14 protein-coding genes are annotated in these 18,539 nt (G+C 36.8%); 11 read left to right on the forward strand and 3 right to left on the reverse strand.

Going from position 1 to position 18,539, the window contains the following annotated elements; all coding sequences use genetic code 11:
* Nucleotides 1-226 precede the first annotated feature (226 nt).
* Nucleotides 227-700 (forward strand): tRNA (uridine(34)/cytosine(34)/5-carboxymethylaminomethyluridine(34)-2'-O)-methyltransferase TrmL, encoded by a 474-nt coding sequence (gene trmL / locus SAY88_RS08620; RefSeq protein ID WP_332631007.1) that lies wholly within the window; start codon nucleotides 227-229, stop codon nucleotides 698-700.
* Between the two features lie 359 nt (nucleotides 701-1,059).
* Nucleotides 1,060-1,617: a DUF5366 family protein gene (locus SAY88_RS08625; RefSeq protein ID WP_332631009.1), complete on the forward strand. Its 558-nt coding sequence runs from the start codon at nucleotides 1,060-1,062 to the stop codon at nucleotides 1,615-1,617.
* 44 nt (nucleotides 1,618-1,661) lie between these two features.
* Here the strand turns inward: SAY88_RS08625 and SAY88_RS08630 are convergent, their stop codons facing one another.
* On the reverse strand, nucleotides 1,662-3,533 hold the full coding sequence (locus tag SAY88_RS08630; protein WP_332631012.1) for a transglycosylase domain-containing protein: 1,872 nt from the start codon (nucleotides 3,531-3,533) through the stop codon (nucleotides 1,662-1,664).
* Between the two features lie 350 nt (nucleotides 3,534-3,883).
* Here SAY88_RS08630 and SAY88_RS08635 point away from each other — a divergent pair, with 350 nt between their 5' ends.
* The 5 genes from SAY88_RS08635 (at nucleotide 3,884) to SAY88_RS08655 (ending at nucleotide 12,397) form a co-directional block, all read left to right on the forward strand.
* The gene (locus SAY88_RS08635; RefSeq protein WP_332631014.1) at nucleotides 3,884-5,779 is read left to right on the forward strand and encodes a PrkA family serine protein kinase; all 1,896 of its coding nucleotides are present in this window, start codon (nucleotides 3,884-3,886) and stop codon (nucleotides 5,777-5,779) included.
* Between the two features lie 303 nt (nucleotides 5,780-6,082).
* Nucleotides 6,083-6,619, forward strand: coding sequence for a signal peptidase I (gene lepB / locus SAY88_RS08640; protein ID WP_332631016.1), 537 nt, complete (start codon nucleotides 6,083-6,085; stop codon nucleotides 6,617-6,619).
* Between the two features lie 929 nt (nucleotides 6,620-7,548).
* The gene (gene yhbH / locus SAY88_RS08645) at nucleotides 7,549-8,721 is read left to right on the forward strand and encodes a sporulation protein YhbH (protein ID WP_332631018.1); all 1,173 of its coding nucleotides are present in this window, start codon (nucleotides 7,549-7,551) and stop codon (nucleotides 8,719-8,721) included.
* 410 nt (nucleotides 8,722-9,131) lie between these two features.
* Entirely contained in the window at nucleotides 9,132-11,381 is a 2,250-nt protein-coding gene (locus SAY88_RS08650) for an MASE3 domain-containing protein (RefSeq protein WP_332631019.1), read from the forward strand.
* Nucleotides 11,382-11,413: 32 nt separating this feature from the next.
* Nucleotides 11,414-12,397 carry a Gfo/Idh/MocA family protein gene (locus SAY88_RS08655; protein WP_332631021.1) on the forward strand — a complete coding sequence of 328 codons (984 nt, stop codon included), beginning with the start codon at nucleotides 11,414-11,416 and terminating at the stop codon, nucleotides 12,395-12,397.
* A gap of 121 nt (nucleotides 12,398-12,518) precedes the next feature.
* On the opposite strand, the gene SAY88_RS25950 is transcribed toward SAY88_RS08655, so the two are convergent.
* Together SAY88_RS25950 and SAY88_RS26275 are read right to left on the reverse strand one after the other, a co-directional pair.
* Nucleotides 12,519-12,665, reverse strand: a complete 147-nt coding sequence (locus SAY88_RS25950; RefSeq protein WP_431308851.1) for a helix-turn-helix domain-containing protein — start codon at nucleotides 12,663-12,665, stop codon at nucleotides 12,519-12,521.
* A 9-nt stretch (nucleotides 12,666-12,674) separates the two neighbouring features.
* Nucleotides 12,675-12,917: an AAA-type ATPase lid domain-containing protein gene (locus SAY88_RS26275; protein ID WP_488803295.1), complete on the reverse strand. Its 243-nt coding sequence runs from the start codon at nucleotides 12,915-12,917 to the stop codon at nucleotides 12,675-12,677.
* A 311-nt stretch (nucleotides 12,918-13,228) separates the two neighbouring features.
* Here SAY88_RS26275 and pruA point away from each other — a divergent pair, with 311 nt between their 5' ends.
* From pruA to SAY88_RS08680, 4 genes are all read left to right on the forward strand, one after another.
* Nucleotides 13,229-14,773, forward strand: coding sequence for an L-glutamate gamma-semialdehyde dehydrogenase (gene pruA / locus SAY88_RS08665; protein WP_332631025.1), 1,545 nt, complete (start codon nucleotides 13,229-13,231; stop codon nucleotides 14,771-14,773).
* Nucleotides 14,774-14,904: 131 nt separating this feature from the next.
* Nucleotides 14,905-15,822, forward strand: coding sequence for a proline dehydrogenase (locus SAY88_RS08670; protein WP_332631027.1), 918 nt, complete (start codon nucleotides 14,905-14,907; stop codon nucleotides 15,820-15,822).
* Nucleotides 15,823-16,371: 549 nt separating this feature from the next.
* Nucleotides 16,372-17,277, forward strand: a complete 906-nt coding sequence (rocF, locus tag SAY88_RS08675; protein ID WP_332631029.1) for an arginase — start codon at nucleotides 16,372-16,374, stop codon at nucleotides 17,275-17,277.
* A gap of 61 nt (nucleotides 17,278-17,338) precedes the next feature.
* Nucleotides 17,339-18,529 carry an ornithine--oxo-acid transaminase gene (locus tag SAY88_RS08680; RefSeq protein ID WP_332631031.1) on the forward strand — a complete coding sequence of 397 codons (1,191 nt, stop codon included), beginning with the start codon at nucleotides 17,339-17,341 and terminating at the stop codon, nucleotides 18,527-18,529.
* Nucleotides 18,530-18,539: the final 10 nt, after the last annotated feature.

The raw sequence follows: 18,539 nt of genomic DNA on the forward strand, positions 1-18,539 counted from the left end.
AAAGGCGCACGGCGAGAGAAGCCATCGCAATAATGTTCGCACAAGTAAGGATAAAAAGGGCGGTCTTCCCTTTTGGTTTTATCTCATTCATATTCTACCTAGGGGAGGGTGACTTTCATAAGTCATTCTCTTTCAGCGTTTCTTCTTTCATACGTAGGTGGTATAATGGATTTTGTCGAAACAGCTAGCTTATTTATTTAATTAAAGGAAATAGAGGTGTATGCACGTGGGATTACATATCGTGCTTTATCAACCAGAGATCCCAGCCAATACAGGTAACATAGCGAGAACATGCGCTGGAACCAATACTACGTTGCACTTGATTCGTCCTCTTGGTTTTTCAACGGATGACAAAATGCTGAAGCGTGCTGGTTGTGATTACTGGCCGAGTGTTTCTATCAATTATTATGATTCGATGGACGAGCTATTTGAAACCTATCCAGAGGGAGCTTTTTATTTTATTGAAACAGTAGGTAAAAAAAATTATAGTGAATTTGATTATTCTAATGAAGAGACAGATCATTTTTTTGTGTTTGGTCGTGAAACTACTGGGTTGCCACAAAGTATCATTGAGAAGAATGTAGATCGATGCTTTAGGATACCCCAAACGGATAAAATCCGATCGCTAAATTTATCTAACACAGCTGCAATTGTGATATATGAAGCAATTCGTCAGCAAGGGTTTCAAAATTTAAAGTGAAAATGGTGGAGTGAAAAATCGACCAGTCTCCGAAGAGATTGGTCGATTTCATAAGTAAGTATTAATTTTTGTGTGGATTGTCTTCATATCCTGCTGTAAATATAGCAACGAAGAAAACAATACTAACACCAAGGATGAGCAATGTACCCATATTTATTCCTCCTTGTCACAAAGCATATGTCCATTATAAAACAATTTCAGTAAGAAAGAAATGAAAGTTACGTGAAAGCGGCGAAGAGTTTACTTAAAAAAGGTTGACAGTTTCTTTAACTCTAAAAATCGAAAGCTTTAAGCTTATGAAGTTGTCATCCTTATTTTTAATTTTAAACCTAATTATAGAAAAGAAGGAGACGTCTGACTTGTCAAATCGTTACATCACTAGTCACTTCCCACTAATCTCTATTTTATTATTTAGTCTTGCGTTCGCTATTTATGTTCAAGGATTTATTCTTGGTGAACTAGCGAATTTAGGTATTTACAGCGGAATGTTAGAATTCATTTCCGAAAGTGGTATAAAGTTGACGTTAATGTTTTTGCTATTATTGTTTTTCTTTATGGTGTTCTCTGCTTTAAAATTAATTGCGGATACAACGATAGAACTTTCTATGTTGTTCTTTTCCAAGGATGAAGAAGGAAATGAGTTAAATAAAGTAAGAGCAGGTTCATGGATTTACTTAGCTGCAAGTGTAATTGCGGTCCTTCTTGCACAATTTATTTTCATGGTCGTTATCTTATTTCTTTTAGCCAGCATAAGTTACTTTGTTTTTCTAGTATATAAAATTAGTAATACATTGAGTTTATCGGGGCTTATCGGATTTATCTTTTTTCAAGTGATCTTCTGGAGCGTATTTGTATTAGCTGTCGTCTTTGCACTACTTAGGCTATACAATAGTTTTATGGCGAGTTTACCTATATAAACGAAAAGGACTTGTTCTCTATAAGAGGCAAGTCCCTTTTTGGTTTATCTCATTAATTCATGCCAAATTTGTAAATGTGGTGATTGGTTATTTAAGTGAGCTATGCTTGATCGCTTGTCTTTTCCAACCCATACTCCAGTCGTATATTGGTCTGTTAAACCTACGAACCATAAGTCATAGTAATTGTTTGTGGTGCCTGTTTTTCCTCCAGAGTATGATGCTGAAACCTGAGCTCTTCTAGCTGTTCCACTTTCCATTACTTCTGATAGCAGCTTACGCATCTTATCGTTTGTAGCTTGACTCCACACGCGGCTCTCTTCTTTTTCCCAAGTATAAAGGACATTCCCATCTTTATCTGCTACGCTTCGAATGGCATAAGAAGGCTGAAAGTTGCCTCCATTTGCAAAAGTTGTATAAGCGCTCGTTAACTCAAGTGGAGTCATTCCGTGCGAAAAGCCCCCTAAAGCAGAAGAGAGATTATAATCATTTTCACCTACATGTGAAAATGAAAACGGAGCGAGATACCCAAATGCCTTTTCAATACCAACTCTATCCAAAATTCGAACAGCAGGGGTGTTATAAGAGTGTTTCAGTGCTGTTGTTAAAGGGACCATCCCGTATTGGGTACCACCATAGTTTTTAGGGCAATAATCTTCTCCACTAGCTTTATAACACACATTATCGGCATTGATCGTACTTTGAATAGGAACATCAAACTCCTCTAAATAGGGAGCATACACGAGTAACGGTTTAATTGCAGAACCGGGCTGTCTAGGGTTTTGATATCCTCTATGAAAATCGAATTTACGATACTCTTTTCCGCCCGTAATTGCAACAATTTCATTGCTGTGATGGTCTAAAACAACAGCTGATGCTTGTACATCTGAATTTGGTACTTGTCTATGAATGGATTTAATAGCCAGATTTTGTAAGAAAGGATCTAAGGCTGTTTCAATATGAATCCCTTCTTTTAATAATTGTTGAACTCGTTCATCAAGAGAGCGTTGAATGTCTTGTCTTGCCTCTTCAGTAGATGCTTGCGAAAGCTTTTGATTAAACCCTTCGCTGTCTGCAATTAGTTCAGTAAATTCCGAATGAACGTAAGTGACGTAATCAGGGTGTAAATCGGTTTTAGGACTAACGTTCAAGACAATCGACTCATCAAGTGCCTCTTCATATTGTTCTGATGTTACATAGGACGCTTCCAGCATTTTCTGTAAAATCCATTGCTGTCTTAGCTTTGTTTGTTCACTATTTCTTAATGGATCGTAATGACTAGGATTATTCGGAATAGCACTTAAAAAAGCAGCTTCAGCTACAGTTAGCCTTTCACTTGGTTTATTAAAGTAAAACCTACTTGCAGCTTCTATTCCATATATACCATTGCTGAAATAAATTGTATTAATATATAGTTCAATAATTTCTTCTTTCGTATAGTTTTTTTCGAGCTCATGAGCATAAAGGATCTCACTCATTTTTCTGTTATACGTTTGGTCATGGGTAAGAAAAAGGTTTCTAACGAGTTGTTGAGTCACCGTGCTGCCACCTTCTTCTATGCTATCGTGCCTAACATTTGCTAGGATGGCTCTTGCAATTCCAATAGCATCATAACCTTTATGCTCAAAAAAACGTTGATCTTCTGTAGCAATAAAAGCATCTATGACCACCGATGGAATCTCCTCATAAGGTAAATATACCCGATTCTCACCTTGGAAAACCTCGCTAATGACATCCCCGTTACGATCGTAAATTAAACTATTATTTGAGAGGACAATTTCTTCTAAATTTACTTGTTCATTGATAACATCTGATAATGATTTTACTTCTTTAACTTCTGCTGATACTTCAATCATTAAAAAAATAAAAGCAATAAATATTATGCTCGATAATGTCCAGCCAGTAATGGATTTTAACATAGGTTCACACACACTCATTTCAATGTATTCGATCCTTATTGTACCATCAATTATCATTTTATGGTGATGGAAACAGTAGGGAAGTTCAAGATCTTCTTTAAAAAGGAACCCCGCTTGTTAAGCCAAAACAGTGCGAACAAGTTTGCGAAGGCTCCGCGCGCCGTGCGCCTTTTGAGAAACCCGCTCAAAAGGCTTAAAAGAAAACGGCGGCTCCGCGCATCGTTAAGATCTTCTTCAAAAAGGAAAAGCCCCTTTTTGAAGAAGATCTTAAATTCTAATGCATGTTCACTTTTGTTTTTGCATATGGTTTATTAATCGCGCTCTTGAACACGAGGATGGAGGTACGATACATGAGTATATTAAAAAAAGTAGAACAGTTCAGAGAAGAAGAAGAACGTTTAAGATGGGAAGGAACATTTGCTGATTATTTGGAGTTACTAAAGGAAAAACCGTGGATTGCACAAACCGCTCACTCCCGTGTTTATAATATGATTAAAGATGCTGGTGTGGAAGAAGTGAACGGGAAAAAGGAGTATTCCTTTTTTAAGGATCAACTTTATGGCGTAGAAGAATCCCTTGAGAAGCTTGTTGAAGAATATTTTCACTCTGCTGCTAAAAGACTTGATGTTAGGAAAAGAATCCTTCTTTTAATGGGTCCTGTTAGTGGAGGGAAATCAACACTCGTTACAATGTTGAAGCGTGGATTAGAGCAATATTCTAAGACTGACAAGGGCGCGGTATTTGCAATAAAAGGTTGTCCAATGCATGAAGATCCACTACATTTAATTCCAACTCATTTACGTAAGGATTTTCAAGAGGAATATGGAATTAAAATTGAAGGTAATTTATCACCGTTAAATATGATGCGTGTGGAAGAAGAATATGGTGGTCGTATTGAGGATGTTTTAGTTGAGCGTATTTTCTTTTCTGAAGATAAACGTACAGGTATTGGTACATTTAGTCCGTCTGATCCAAAATCCCAAGATATCGCTGACTTAACAGGTAGTATTGACTTCTCAACAATTGCAGAGTATGGTTCTGAGTCAGATCCAAGAGCTTATCGTTTTGATGGAGAATTAAATAAAGCGAATCGAGGAATGATGGAGTTTCAGGAGATGTTAAAGTGTGATGAGAAATTCCTATGGCACTTACTTTCTTTAACACAGGAAGGAAACTTTAAAGCTGGTCGCTTTGCATTAATTAGTGCTGATGAACTGATTGTTGCTCATACAAATGAATCTGAGTACAAATCGTTTATTTCAAACAAAAAGAACGAAGCCCTGCACTCTCGGATCATTGTCATGAAAGTCCCATATAACTTAAAAGTAAGTGAAGAAGAGAGAATCTATAAGAAAATGATTCTAGATAGTGATCTCTCTCATGTTCATATAGCACCTCACGCTTTAAAAGTAGCTGCCATTTTCACAATCTTAACAAGATTGAAGGAGCCATCAAAGCAAGGCGTTGATTTACTGAAGAAAATGCGTCTATATGATGGAGAAAGCGTTGAAGGATTTAACTCTCAAGATCTAGAAGAATTAAAGCAGGAAGATCCAGATGAAGGTATGAGTGGAATCGATCCGCGTTATGTCATTAATCGTATCTCTTCTGCGATCATTCGTAAGCAATTAACGTCTATTAATGCATTAGATGTATTACGCTCAATAAAAGAAGGGTTGAGCGAGCACGCCTCCATTTCAAAAGAAGACCGCGAGCGTTACATGGACTTTATTGCGATAGCTCGAAAAGAATATGATGCAATAGCGAAGAAAGAAGTACAAAAGGCTTTTGTTTATTCTTATGATGAGTCCGCTAAGACGTTAATGGATAACTATCTGGATAATGTTGAAGCTTATTGTAATAAAAATAAACTTCGCGACCCTCTTACTGGTGAAGAAATGACGCCAGATGAAAAGTTAATGCGTTCAATTGAAGAACAAATTGGAATTTCAGAAAATGCTAAGAAAGCATTTAGAGAAGAAATCTTAATACGGATATCTGCTTATGCTCGCAAAGGAAAGAAATTTGATTACAATTCCCATGAGCGCTTACGAGAAGCTATTCAAAAGAAATTGTTCGCCGATTTAAAAGATATTGTGAAGATCACGACTTCCACAAAGACTCCAGATGAATCTCAGTTAAAGAAAGTCAATGAAGTGATTGCTAGATTAATTGATGAGCATGGGTATAACTCTGTATCAGCGAATGAACTCCTTCGCTATGTAGGAAGTTTGCTAAATAGGTAATAAAGATTTGATGACACTGAAAGAGGTTATTTGACCTTTTTCAGTGTTTCTACTTATAGTACTGGCTCCACATATGACAGGGGGTGTCTCAAAGGTCAAAAAACAGACCTTTTGAGACACCCCCTTTTTAAGGATGCAACGGCTTTGTACATTGCAAGAAAATAACTAGAAGGTAAAGCAATATTTTTTCAGAACTATCCATATTTGCAAGCTTCTTTTCTAATAAATTTGATGCACACTTTAACTTGTAGCGGTGGCAAATCTTTGGTAAATTGAAGAAAAGAGCTGGGCGGAGGAAATAATGTGGAAACTAGAACTAATGAGTGGCTGGAATGGGGAAAAGCATTTTTCATAGCAATTGTTTTTGCAATTTTAATCCGAACATTTGTCTTTACAAGCTATGAAGTACAAGGAGAGTCGATGTCTCCAAGTGTCTTTGATGGTGAGAGGTTTATCGTTAACAAAATTGGATATGGATTTACAGAGCCTGATCGTTTTGACCTCATCGTATTTCACGCAAATGAAAATGAAGATTATATAAAACGAGTAATTGGCCTACCAGGAGATATCATTTCTTATCAAGACGATGTGCTCTATATTAATGCTGAACCTATTGATGAGCCGTTTTTAAAGCAAAGAGTGGCAGAAAACAAATGGGGTTCATATACAAATGATTTTGCTGTTTCTGAAGTAGTCCCAGAAGGTCATGTCTTTGTTCTAGGAGATAATCGGCCAAATAGTTTGGATAGTCGTCGACTAGGGTTTATTGCAACAGAACAAATTGTTGGAAAAGTGGATTGGCGTTTTTGGCCTATTAAAGAATTTGGGTTAATGAGATAAAATACAGTATCAAAAAGGAACCAGACCTCTTGATTTTAAGCGATTGAATTTAAATCTATGAAATAAAAAAGGAGTTCAATTCAAATGTGAGTTGGGCTCCTTTTATATGTCGATATACAAGGAAGTTCAAGTTTTTTTCAGGCTGTTTTCGCATACTTTGTGGTTTTTATGGGGTACGTGTCAAGCCTCCTCGGCTGCGCCTGTGGGAGCTCGACCCTCCCTCTTCATCCCGCAGGACGCTCCATTTCACTACGAGAAAAAACGTTTCTGCAACAATTTTTACGAAAGGAGCTTTTCAATAAAAGAGGAGAATTCCATATTCTTCGCAAAAAATTGAACTAACTATGCAGGGCTTATGGACCGCAGATTATTTTTTAGTCGTGAAGGCCATTTTGTATAGTATCTGAACTCATTTCGTCAATCATGAGCTTGATGAAGATCTGTTTGTAATTGAATGAAACTCATTTGGTCTTTCATCAGTGCAATGAAGGATTTTTTATATATGGAATTATATGCTTCAGTCCTTTGTTATCCAAAATATGGATAACATTCACTCGTGTTAGTAAAAAGGTTGCTTTAGTTTAATCATTTACTCGGAGGTTGTTAAATTATTAAACAAATCTTGATAGGAAACCTTAGAAGATGAAGTCATAAATCAGTGAACATTTAAGACTACTCACTCCGCTTGTTAGCGGTAGTTATGTACCTATTTTTTGCTTGTCCAATTTCGAAATTAGAAGATTTGTCAGAATTTATTAGCAACTCTCTCCCCTGTCTGCATAGGATAAAGTAAGCCATTTTATTAAAGGCTTTGTTATCTAATGCGACTCGAGACCATAGTATGCAAAGGCATAGGAAAGTGTGAAAACAAAAATTCGTTTTTGTGAAACAGGAATGAAGTTATAAGAATAAAAAGGGAGGGGAATCACATGACGAAAAACAATCAACGTCAATTTGTCGTGTCACAAGAAAACTGGTCTCTTCATCGAAAAGGCTATCAAGACCAAAGACGCCACCAGGAAAAAGTACAAGAAGCGATCAAGAAGAACTTACCTGATCTTGTAAGTGAAGAAAATATTGTCATGTCTAATGGTCGAGATGTGATTCGTATTCCGATCCGTTCTCTCGATGAATACAAAATTCGTTATAACTATGATAAAAATAAACATGTTGGCCAGGGAGAAGGAGATAGTAAAGTAGGCGATGTGGTAGCGAGAGATCCAAATGCCCAAAAACAACAAGGGCCAGGAAAAGGAAGAGGACCTGGTGATCAAGCTGGTGAAGATTACTCTGAGGCAGAAGTTTCGATTATGGAATTACAGGAAATGCTTTTTTCAGAATTAGAACTACCTAACCTACAGAAGAAAGAGGAAGATGAGATTCTAATTGAAGACATTGATTTCAATGATATTCGCAAAAAAGGATTAATGGGGAATATTGATAAGCGCCGTACGATTCTTTCGGCTATCAAAAGAAATGCTCTTGAAGGCAGACCAGGTTTGAACCCAATTTATAATGAAGATCTTCGTTTTAAAACATGGAATGAAGTGACAAAACCAGAGTCGAAAGCAGTTGTCATTGCGATGATGGACACGAGTGGTTCAATGGGACGTTGGGAGAAGTATATGGCAAGAAGCTTTTTCTTTTGGATGACTCGTTTCTTAAGAACCAAATATGAAACGGTCGATATTGAATTTATCGCACACCATACAGAAGCGAAAATTGTTTCTGAAGAAGACTTCTTTTCAAAAGGTGAGAGTGGTGGAACGATTTGTTCTTCAGCCTATCGCAAAGCTTTAGAAGTGATCGATAGTAAATATGATCCAAAACGTTACAATATTTATCCGTTCCATTTCTCTGATGGTGACAACCTTACTTCTGACAACGCACGCTGCTTGAAGCTTGTTGAGAAATTAATGGATGTCTCTAGTATGTTTGGATACGGAGAAGTAAATCAATATAGCCGTCACTCAACACTCATGAGTGCATACAAAAACATCGACGACATTCGCTTCCGTCACTATATCCTTAAGGAAAAAGGAGATGTCTATCACGCGATGAAGACATTTTTTAAGAAAGAGGAAGAAGAAGCAATGGCGTAAGTGTATAACCTAAAGCCGAGGCTGTCACAATAGTCAAAGAACGGACTTTTGTGACAGCCTCTTTGTTGCGAATAAGGGTTATAAGCAACAAATTCTATGTGTGTAGAATTATCATTAGGTTATGCCGTACTAGCTACCGAAACTGGATGTGTTGTTTTAGGCTTGCTTATGACTTTAACTGGAGATATTGGGGGAACGTTTTGCTGAACTAGCTTATAACGTTGGTAGCCTAAATCTCAGTTAGGTGATTACTGCAGCCTCAGCAAAATAATAGCTATTTTTACACGATCAGCTAGGTTGGTCGTGTTTTTTAAAATTTTAACATCTCTATTAAATTAGGAGTTAATAAAAAAAAGTGGTAAATAATGCTATAATAGCGAAATGAGGTTATTTGTTATGGAGGTGAATATATGCAAATAAACATAGAAGAAAAAAAAACTATAGCTTTAGGTGTAGCTGGACTGTTATTGTTTTTTATAGTTTTCTTTCAGACTATTCAAATGAATGAGTATTACCTTACCGACCATTTGCTAGTTCATACACTTCTTGAACTATCTAGTATTGTAATATCATTATCTATATTTATTTATGGTTGGTTAACATTCCCTTTGGTTAAGTCAAGGTTTTTAATAGTCGTTTCTCTTACTTTTCTTACAGTTGGAATATTTGATATCTTACATACACTTTCATATACCGGTATGCCATTTTCTGTTGCTGCTAATAATCAAACAACAGTTTGGTTTTGGATCATTGCTCGATTGACAGGAGCTCTCGTCCTAGTACTAGTTGTTTTTTTGTTAAGTTTAGAATCTAAAATCACTACTAAGTATGAAAGAAATAGTTGGTTAGTTGTTTTTGGTGCATATGTGGTTCTTTTGTCGTTTTTTATTATTGCTAATATTGCTGCCTTCCCATTGTTACTCCTTGAGACTGGACCGACTGTATTAAAAACGGGTCTAGAGTACTTTATTGCTTTTTTACATTTGGTGGCTATTGTTATTATGTGGAAAAAGTATAATGGAAGCAGAGATCCATTTTATTTAAACTTAATAACAGCTAGTTATTTTCTCATTCTTAGTGGGTTAACCGTTACCATTTCTGAAACGGTTCATGATTTAACGTTTGTTGTAGGGCATTTATTCAAGGTGACGGGCTTCTTTTTTATTATGAAAGCTTTCTATTACTTTACGATTCAGGTCCCTCTTCTAAATAAAAAACAAGCAGAGGATAAATTAGTAGATATAGAAAGTGAGCTTGAGCTTCTTTTTAAGAATACTGAAGATGCAATTTTTATTTATAATTTGAGAGACAAAAGTATTCTACGTAGGAACGCGGCATTCACAAAGATGTTTGGATATGATGGTACTAAGCCTTTATCTGCTAATTGTCTGATTCCTTTTGATCGCCGCGAAGAATTTTCTCAAATAGTTCGTCAATTAGAGCAGGGACATTCAATCGTTAATTTTAAAACTGTTCGTCAACGTCAAGATAAAAGCATAATAGATGTTAGTATGACCGTGTCCCCTATGATTAGTAAGGATGAGATTGTTATATGTGCTGCTATTTTTCGTGATATTTCTGAACAAACTAAAGCAGAAGAGGAACTTAGACAAACAAAAAAAGAATTGCAAGAAATCATAGAGCAATATCAAGGGTTAATCTTCAAATTCAAAAAAGTTCAGGACACCTTTGTTTATACTTTAATGGATGGAAAGCTTCTTTACGAAGAAGGGATGTCACCAGAAAATGTTATTGGGAAACCTGTCAAGGAAACGTATAAAGGGAACGATGGAGGTCTTTCAGATGTAAATAATGAGCGGGCCTGGCAAGGAGAAGAAGTTGAATTCCAATTTGAAGATTCAAAAGGTTCTATTTTTCTTGCTTCATTAAAGCCAATTCACGCTAATGGAAAAGTTATAGAAGTGCTTGGTACAGTTGTAGATATTACAAAATTAATAAAGACTGAGGAATTACTGCGAAGAACAGAAAAGCTTTCTGTTGTAGGAGAACTTGCAGCGGGCTTTGCACATGAAATTCGCAATCCACTGACAACAGTAAAAGGTTTTCTACAATTAATTGGCCTAGAAGCTAAGGAAAAGAATCAAGAATACATTACAATCATGCTCAATGAAATAGACCGACTCGAGATGATTACGAACGAATTTATGGTTGTTGCTAAGCCTCAAGTCACTAAATTCGAAATGGAAGATTTACAGATAATGACGGAAAGTGTTATCAAGTTTCTACAGCCACAAGCACTTTTAAATAACATCGAAATGAAAACGGTTATACATGAACCGTTAGCTGAAGTTTATTGTGATAAACATCAACTAAGACAAGTGCTGATTAACATTTATAAAAATGCTATGGAAGCTATGCCAAGTGGTGGGGTCATCACAACAGAATTAGCTATATACAAGAATGATATTTCAATAGCTATAACCGATGAAGGGGTTGGAATACCAGACGAATTGATTCCAAAATTAGGTGAACCATTTTATTCGTTAAAAGAAAAAGGAACCGGACTTGGTTTAATGGTAAGTAAAAAAATCATTGAGTCTCACGAAGGAGAATTATTGATCAACAGTAAACCAAATATCGGAACAACAATGACGATTGTCATTCCGATAAAGTCTGAAAAAGAATTATGTCAAACCTAGTTGCAGAAGGTTAATAAATAGGAGGGATCTTTATGGTTCGTTTTGCCGTGGTAGGAACAAATTGGATTACAGAAAGTTTTATAGAGGCTGCAAAGAACATTGATGGTTTTGCTTTGACTGCCGTCTATTCAAGGACAGAAGATCGTGCAAAAGAATTTGCTGGAAAGTATAATGTGGAAAACATTTATACAAATCTACAAGAGATGGCTAGTAGTGATGAATTTGATGCGGTCTATATAGCTAGCCCCAATTCATTTCATGCTAGTCAGGCAATTCTCATGATGGAGAATGGAAAGCATGTTCTATGCGAGAAACCTCTTGCTTCTAACACTGCAGAAGTAGAAGCGATGGTACAATGCGCAAAAGATCACAACGTTGTATTAATGGAAGCATTAAAAACAACACTGCTGCCCAATTTTTTAACTATCAAGGAACATCTGCATAAAATTGGAACAGTTCGAAGGTATGTCGCTAGTTATTGTCAATACTCCTCACGCTATGATCGTTATAAGCAAGGGGAAGTATTAAATGCCTTCAATCCTGTTTTTTCGAACGGTTCTCTTATGGATATTGGCGTGTATGCTGTTTATCCTCTTGTAGTTTTATTTGGCGAACCAAGTTCAATTAATGGCCAATGTTATATGCTCGAATCAGGTGTAGATGGGCAAGGAAGCCTTTTACTACAATACGACGAGATGGATGCGGTTATTACTTATTCTAAAATTACTAATTCCTATATTCCTTCTGAAATTCAGGGAGAGCATGGGAGTATCATTGTTGACAAAATTCATACGCCGGAGAAGGTTATTATAAAATACAAAGATGATTCCGAGGAAGACATTACCGTAAAACAAAATCAACATTCGATGTACTATGAAGCAAAGGAGTTTATTTACTTAATTCAAAATAATGCTGGTGAATCGACAGTTAATTCCCACGTAAGTTCAATCATTACTGCATCCATTTTAGAAAAGGCAAGAAGGCAGATGGGTGTTATCTATCCAGCCGATAAGTAGGATGAATGTTTAGCTGAACCGTGCATAGAAATAGTAATACCCCACTTCAAATAGAGGGTATTGAAAAAGTAAAACAGAACTTTTTCAGTACCCTTAACCATTTAGTGGGGTATTACGCTATTTATCTCGTAGCATTAATATTGAATTTTCGTAAACGGTATTGTAAGCATTGCCTGCTAATACCTAAAGAGTATGCTGTTTTTGTGATATTATATTCATGTCTTAAAAGGGTGTCCTGAATATAGGTTGATTCAACTTCAACGAGCAAATCCTTTAACTATTTATTTGACTCAGCAACAGCACCATAATGAATACTAGTTTGATTCTCTGGAACTTCAATAGGAACATTGGGATTGTTAATGAAGTGAAGGGACAGAGACGAAAAACTAATCGATGAAATCTCATCGGAGATTACATTCATCGATCCCTCAATGATGTGCTCCAATTCTCTTACATTACCAGGCCAACTATATTGATAAAATGCTCGTAGAACTCCATCTTCAATTCCTTTTATATTAATTTAGAACAAATGATTATTTGTAATTGCTTCAAATGGACCTCATGTTACTCCACTATTCAAAACATTTTCTTTCAAACGTTCATACTTTGTGATATCACTAGCCGGTTCAATAGCCCGACCATTTCACCATTGTTTGTATCGGTAACGTATTATTGACGGTTGTGATCTTTTGGCCGTCCTTATTGTAGTACATTTGTTTCGCGTTCTTAAAAGCTTTTCCATCCTCTAACGCTGAGGTTTATATTTATAATGCAATATCTCGTAATTTAGAAAAGTGAGGAATAATTTAAAAGAAAAAGGAGTCGATGTCTATGACAGTACCTTACAAACATGAACCATTTACAGATTTTTCAATTGAAGATAATGTTAAACAATTTGAAATAGCATTAAAAAAAGTGAAAAGAGAGCTTGGAAAAGAATACGATTTAGTGATAGGTGCTGAGAAAGTTTCAACTGAGGAAAAAATTATATCAGTAAACCCATCTAATGTTTCTGAAGTTGTTGGTACAGTATCAAAGGCTAATAAACAAATAGCAGAAAAGGCAATGCAAGTGGCAAATAAAACGTTTCAAACATGGAAAAAATGGGACCCTGAAGTCCGTGCAGATATTTTATTTAAAGCAGCTGCAATCGTAAGACGTCGCAAGCATGAATTCTCTGCATACCTTGTTTATGAAGCTGGAAAGCCATGGAATGAAGCAGATGCGGATACGGCTGAAGCAATTGACTTTTTAGAGTATTATGGACGTCAAATGATTGAACTTGCAAAAGGGTATCCAATTGAAAGTAGAAAGATTGAGAACAACCGACTTGCCTATATTCCATTAGGTGTTGGAGTCGTTATTTCTCCTTGGAATTTTGCATTTGCGATCATGGCTGGGATGACTTCAGCAGCTCTTGTATCAGGAAACACAGTTCTGTTAAAGCCAGCCAGTACTACACCAGTTGTCGCAGCAAAATTTATTGAAGTATTAGAAGAAGCCGGTCTACCTGCTGGTGTAGTTAACTATATTCCTGGAAGTGGCAGTGAAGTAGGAGATTATTTAGTAGATCATCCAAAAACGAGGTTTATTAGTTTTACTGGCTCTAGAGATGTAGGTGTTCGTATATATGAGCGAGCAGCTAAAGTACATGAGGGACAGATTTGGCTTAAGCGTGTCGTTGCTGAGATGGGTGGAAAAGATACAATTATCGTTGATAATCAAGCAGATCTTGATTTAGCTGCTGAAGCAATTGTGAAATCGGCATTTGGGTTTTCCGGCCAAAAATGCTCTGCTTGTTCAAGAGCAGTTATACATCAAGATGTATATGATGAAGTGTTAAGAAAAACAATTGCATTAACAAAAAAACTGACAGTAGGAGATCCGGCAGAAAGAACATATATGGGTCCTGTTAATGATCAAGCAGCTTTTGATAAAGTAATGAGGTACATTGAGATTGGGAAGGAAGAAGGAACATTAGTTGCAGGAGGAAAAGGTGATAATACAAAAGGTTATTTCATTGAACCGACGATTTTTGCAGGGCTAAATGAAAATGCTCGTTTAATGAAAGAGGAGATTTTTGGTCCAGTTGTGGCTTTTTGTAAGGCAAAAGATTTCGATCATGCCTTAGAAATTGCCAATAACACCGATTATGGATTAACAGGGGCGGTAATCTCGAATAACCGAGCACACATTGAAAAAGCAAAAGAAGATTTCCATGTTGGAAATTTATATTTTAATCGTGGTTGTACGGGGGCGATTGTTGGTTACCATCCTTTTGGAGGTTTTAACATGTCAGGGACGGATTCTAAGGCAGGAGGTCCTGATTATCTTCTCCTATTCACCCAAGCTAAATTAATGTCTGAGCAACTTTAAAAAAGATACTAGGAGTTTTATTAAAAAAGGACGAATAAATCACTAGTGAATACACTCTATAAATTTCAGACACTTAAAAAAGGTCGGTTTTCATCTTTATCTATGTCTATAATGCAAAGGGGGTTACTTTATTGGTTGAGAAGCTCTCAAAAAATTTCTTTCTCTATCTTTCAAAAAATAAAGTCCTTAATAAAAGTGCAAAAAGGTGGGGACTTAAATTAGGAGCAGCACAAGTAGTAGCTGGTGTAACGGTTGATAGTGTAATTAAAGTAGTTAAAGTTCTTAACAAAAAAGGATTGGTTTGTACCGTCGACCATCTTGGAGAATTTGTCCTTAATAGAGATGAAGCTAATCAATCTATGAAAGTTTGCATTGAAACGCTAGAAGCCATTTCAGTTACAGGTGTCAATTGTAATCTATCTTTAAAATTAACCCAGCTCGGACTTGATATAGACCGACAATTATGTATTGATCATATGCAAGCTATTCTGGATGTAGCTAAGAAAACGAATAATTTTGTCAGAATTGATATGGAGGATTACTCACATTATCATCAGACATTAGAGATATTGGAAGAACTACGTGAGACATATGACAATGTAGGAACAGTTTTACAAGCATACTTGCATAGTGGTAAAAAAGATTTAGAAAGCTTGAGAGGTGTGCCGTTACGTTTTGTAAAGGGGGCTTATAAGGAGTCACCTAAAGTAGCTTATCAAGATAAAGAGAAAATAGATGAGAATTTTCTAGAGATGATCAAACAACATTTGCTAACAGGAAGTTACACAGCTATTGCTACTCACGACCACAGAATTATTGAAAAAGTAAAACGTTTCTGTAAAAAATGGAATATTCCAAAGTCACAATTTGAATTTCAAATGCTGTATGGATTCCGAACCGAACTGCAGGAACAAATTGCTAAAGAAGGGTACACGATGCGTGTTTATGTGCCTTTTGGTCATGATTGGTACGGCTACTTTATGAGAAGATTAGCAGAAAGACCTCAAAATGTTTCTTTTGCATTAAAGGGCCTCTTTTCTAAGAAATGAGCATAGATTAATAGAAAAGGCTTTGTCAAAAGGAAGCTACTGAAAAGGTAAAAAATCAAACCTTTTTGTGCCTTTATTAAGTAGCAAGGGCGCCGCAAGTAGCGTGCCTGCTATAAGAAACCCACTCATAATAGGCTTTTTAAATTATTGCAACGGCTTTTTCCATTGTTTTGAGGGCACTGAAAAGGGGAAATCACCTTTTTCAGTGCCCTCCTCTAGCAGGCTTTTTTAAAGGCTGTTTTCGAACGATTGATGCTGTGAAGAAAATTTTTTCTCGTAGTGAAATGGAGAGGAAGTCACTCGACTCCTGCGGGATGAAGAGGTAGGGGCGAGACCCCACAGGCGCAGCCGAGGAGGCTCGGCACCTCCCCGCGGAAAGCGAGTGGCTGGAGCGCAATGGAACGAACATGAGGAGAACACGTACCCCCAAAAACAACAATGTATGCGAAAAAAGCCTTTTTATAAGATAGCATCGAATGGGTACATTGTATCGAGGCAAGGAGAAGGTAGCAGTTTAAATGTTACGATGTTTTGAGAGGGGGGGGTATTATGGGTGAACAGAAAAAAATATCAATAGTTGGAGTCCCTATGGATTTAGGGCAGGTTCGCCGTGGTGTCGATATGGGACCAAGTGCGATGAGATATGCTGGCTTACTAGAGGAGCTAAAGAGTCAAGGGTTTGAAGTAGTAGATTACGGGGATATAACGATTCATAGGTCGACAAATGGAACGAACCAAGAACAGAAATTAAGAAACTTACAGGAAGTTATTAAAGTTAGTGAAGAACTATGCAGAGAGTTAGACAAGGCGATAAATAAAGGAGGATTTCCATTAGTGTTAGGTGGAGACCATAGTATCAGTATAGGCTCCATTGCTGGAATTTCTAAGCATTACAAAAGGCTAGGGGTTATTTGGTATGATGCTCATGCTGATTTAAACACGGCGGAAACATCACCATCCGGGAATATTCATGGCATGCCCCTTGCTATTAATTTAGGCTTTGGCCATAAATTATTAACACAAATTGGTGGATATACGCCTAAAGTGAGACCAGAGAATATTGTAATTATTGGTGCAAGATCAATTGATGATGGAGAGCGTAAGTTAATAAAAGAAAAAGGGATCAAAGTGTTTACGATGCATGAAATTGATCGCAGAGGAATGACAGCAGTGATGGAAGATACGATTCATTATTTGTCTGAACGTACAGATGGCGTACATCTAAGCTTTGATTTAGATGCCATTGACCCGATATATGCACCAGGGGTAGGAACTCCAGTACTTGGAGGGGTTACCTATCGCGAAAGTCACTTAGCAATGGAAATGTTAGCAGAATCAGAAATCGTAACATCAGCAGAATTTGTAGAAGTAAATCCTATCTTAGATCATAAAAATAAAACAGCAGATGTAGCAATTGAGTTAGCAGCCTCTTTACTGGGTAAGCAGCTTCTTTAAATACAGGTGTTTGCCATAAAAAGAAAAGCTGTTGAAGTGGGTTATGATGGGAGGAATGAATATGAAGAACTCAAGAGATATTATCAGAAAAACAGAGCAATTTGGTGCTAATAACTATCATCCACTACCCGTAGTCATTTCGGAAGCTAAAGGAGTCTGGGTAAAGGATCCAGAAGGTCATACGTACTTAGATATGTTAAGTGCGTATTCAGCTGTAAATCAAGGACATTGCCATCCGAGAATTGTAGCTGCATTAATAGACCAAGCGAATAAAGTGACACTAACATCTAGAGCTTTTCATAATGACAAACTTGCCCCATTTTATAAAAAGGTAGCTGAATTAACTAGAAAGAATATGGTATTGCCGATGAATACAGGAGCAGAGGCTGTGGAAACAGCAGTAAAAGCTGCGAGACGTTGGGCTTATGAGGTGAAAGGGGTAAATGACAATAAAGCCGAAATCATTGTTTGCGAAAATAATTTCCATGGGCGGACGATGACGGCTGTTTCATTATCTTCAAATGATGAGTACAAAAGAGGATTTGGCCCGATGCTTCCAGGTATAAAGGTGATTTCTTATGGTGATTTAGAGGAATTGAAATCAGCTATCACTCCAAATACAGCAGCATTTCTTCTTGAACCAATTCAAGGAGAAGCCGGTATTATCATTCCTCCAAAAGGATTTTTGAAGCAAGCATATGACTTGTGTAAAGAGAAGAATGTTTTATTTATAGCAGACGAAATTCAATCTGGCTTAGGACGAACAGGGAAACTATTTGCTTGTGATTGGGATGGAGTTGAACCAGATGTTTATATTTTAGGAAAAGCATTAGGTGGTGGGGTATTCCCAATTTCTGTTGTCGCAGCAAATCAAGAGATTCTTGGTGTGTTTGAACCTGGGTCCCATGGATCGACCTTTGGAGGAAATCCACTTGCATGTGCAGTATCGCTAGCTGCATTAGAGGTTATCGAAGAAGAACGATTGGTGGAACGCTCACTTGATTTAGGAAATTATATGCTAAAACAGTTAAGGAATATTAAAAGCCCAGTGATAAAAGAAGTGAGAGGAAGAGGCTTATTTATTGGAGTTGAATTACATGTTTCGGCGAGAGAATACTGTGAACTTTTAAAAAAGGAAGGGTTATTATGTAAAGAAACACATGAAAACGTGATCCGTTTTGCACCTCCTCTTGTCATTGAGAAAAAAGATCTAGAATGGGCTATTGCTAAGATCTATAAAGTTTTTCAATAATTGATAGATA

Origin of the sequence: Halalkalibacter flavus, assembly GCF_036663575.1 — a bacterium.
Lineage (GTDB): Bacteria > Bacillota > Bacilli > Bacillales > Bacillaceae_D > Halalkalibacter > Halalkalibacter flavus.

Excerpts from the sequence above, each read along its gene's own strand:
- yhbH (WP_332631018.1), top strand. The coding sequence starts at position 7,549 with ATGACGAAAAACAATCAACGTCAATTTGTCGTGTCACAAGAAAACTGG.
- SAY88_RS08630 (WP_332631012.1), bottom strand. The coding sequence starts at position 3,533 with ATGTTAAAATCCATTACTGGCTGGACATTATCGAGCATAATATTTATT.
- SAY88_RS08650 (WP_332631019.1), top strand. The coding sequence starts at position 9,132 with ATGCAAATAAACATAGAAGAAAAAAAAACTATAGCTTTAGGTGTAGCT.
- SAY88_RS08680 (WP_332631031.1), top strand. The coding sequence starts at position 17,339 with ATGAAGAACTCAAGAGATATTATCAGAAAAACAGAGCAATTTGGTGCT.
- SAY88_RS08635 (WP_332631014.1), top strand. The coding sequence starts at position 3,884 with ATGAGTATATTAAAAAAAGTAGAACAGTTCAGAGAAGAAGAAGAACGT.
- pruA (WP_332631025.1), top strand. The coding sequence starts at position 13,229 with ATGACAGTACCTTACAAACATGAACCATTTACAGATTTTTCAATTGAA.
- SAY88_RS08655 (WP_332631021.1), top strand. The coding sequence starts at position 11,414 with ATGGTTCGTTTTGCCGTGGTAGGAACAAATTGGATTACAGAAAGTTTT.
- rocF (WP_332631029.1), top strand. The coding sequence starts at position 16,372 with ATGGGTGAACAGAAAAAAATATCAATAGTTGGAGTCCCTATGGATTTA.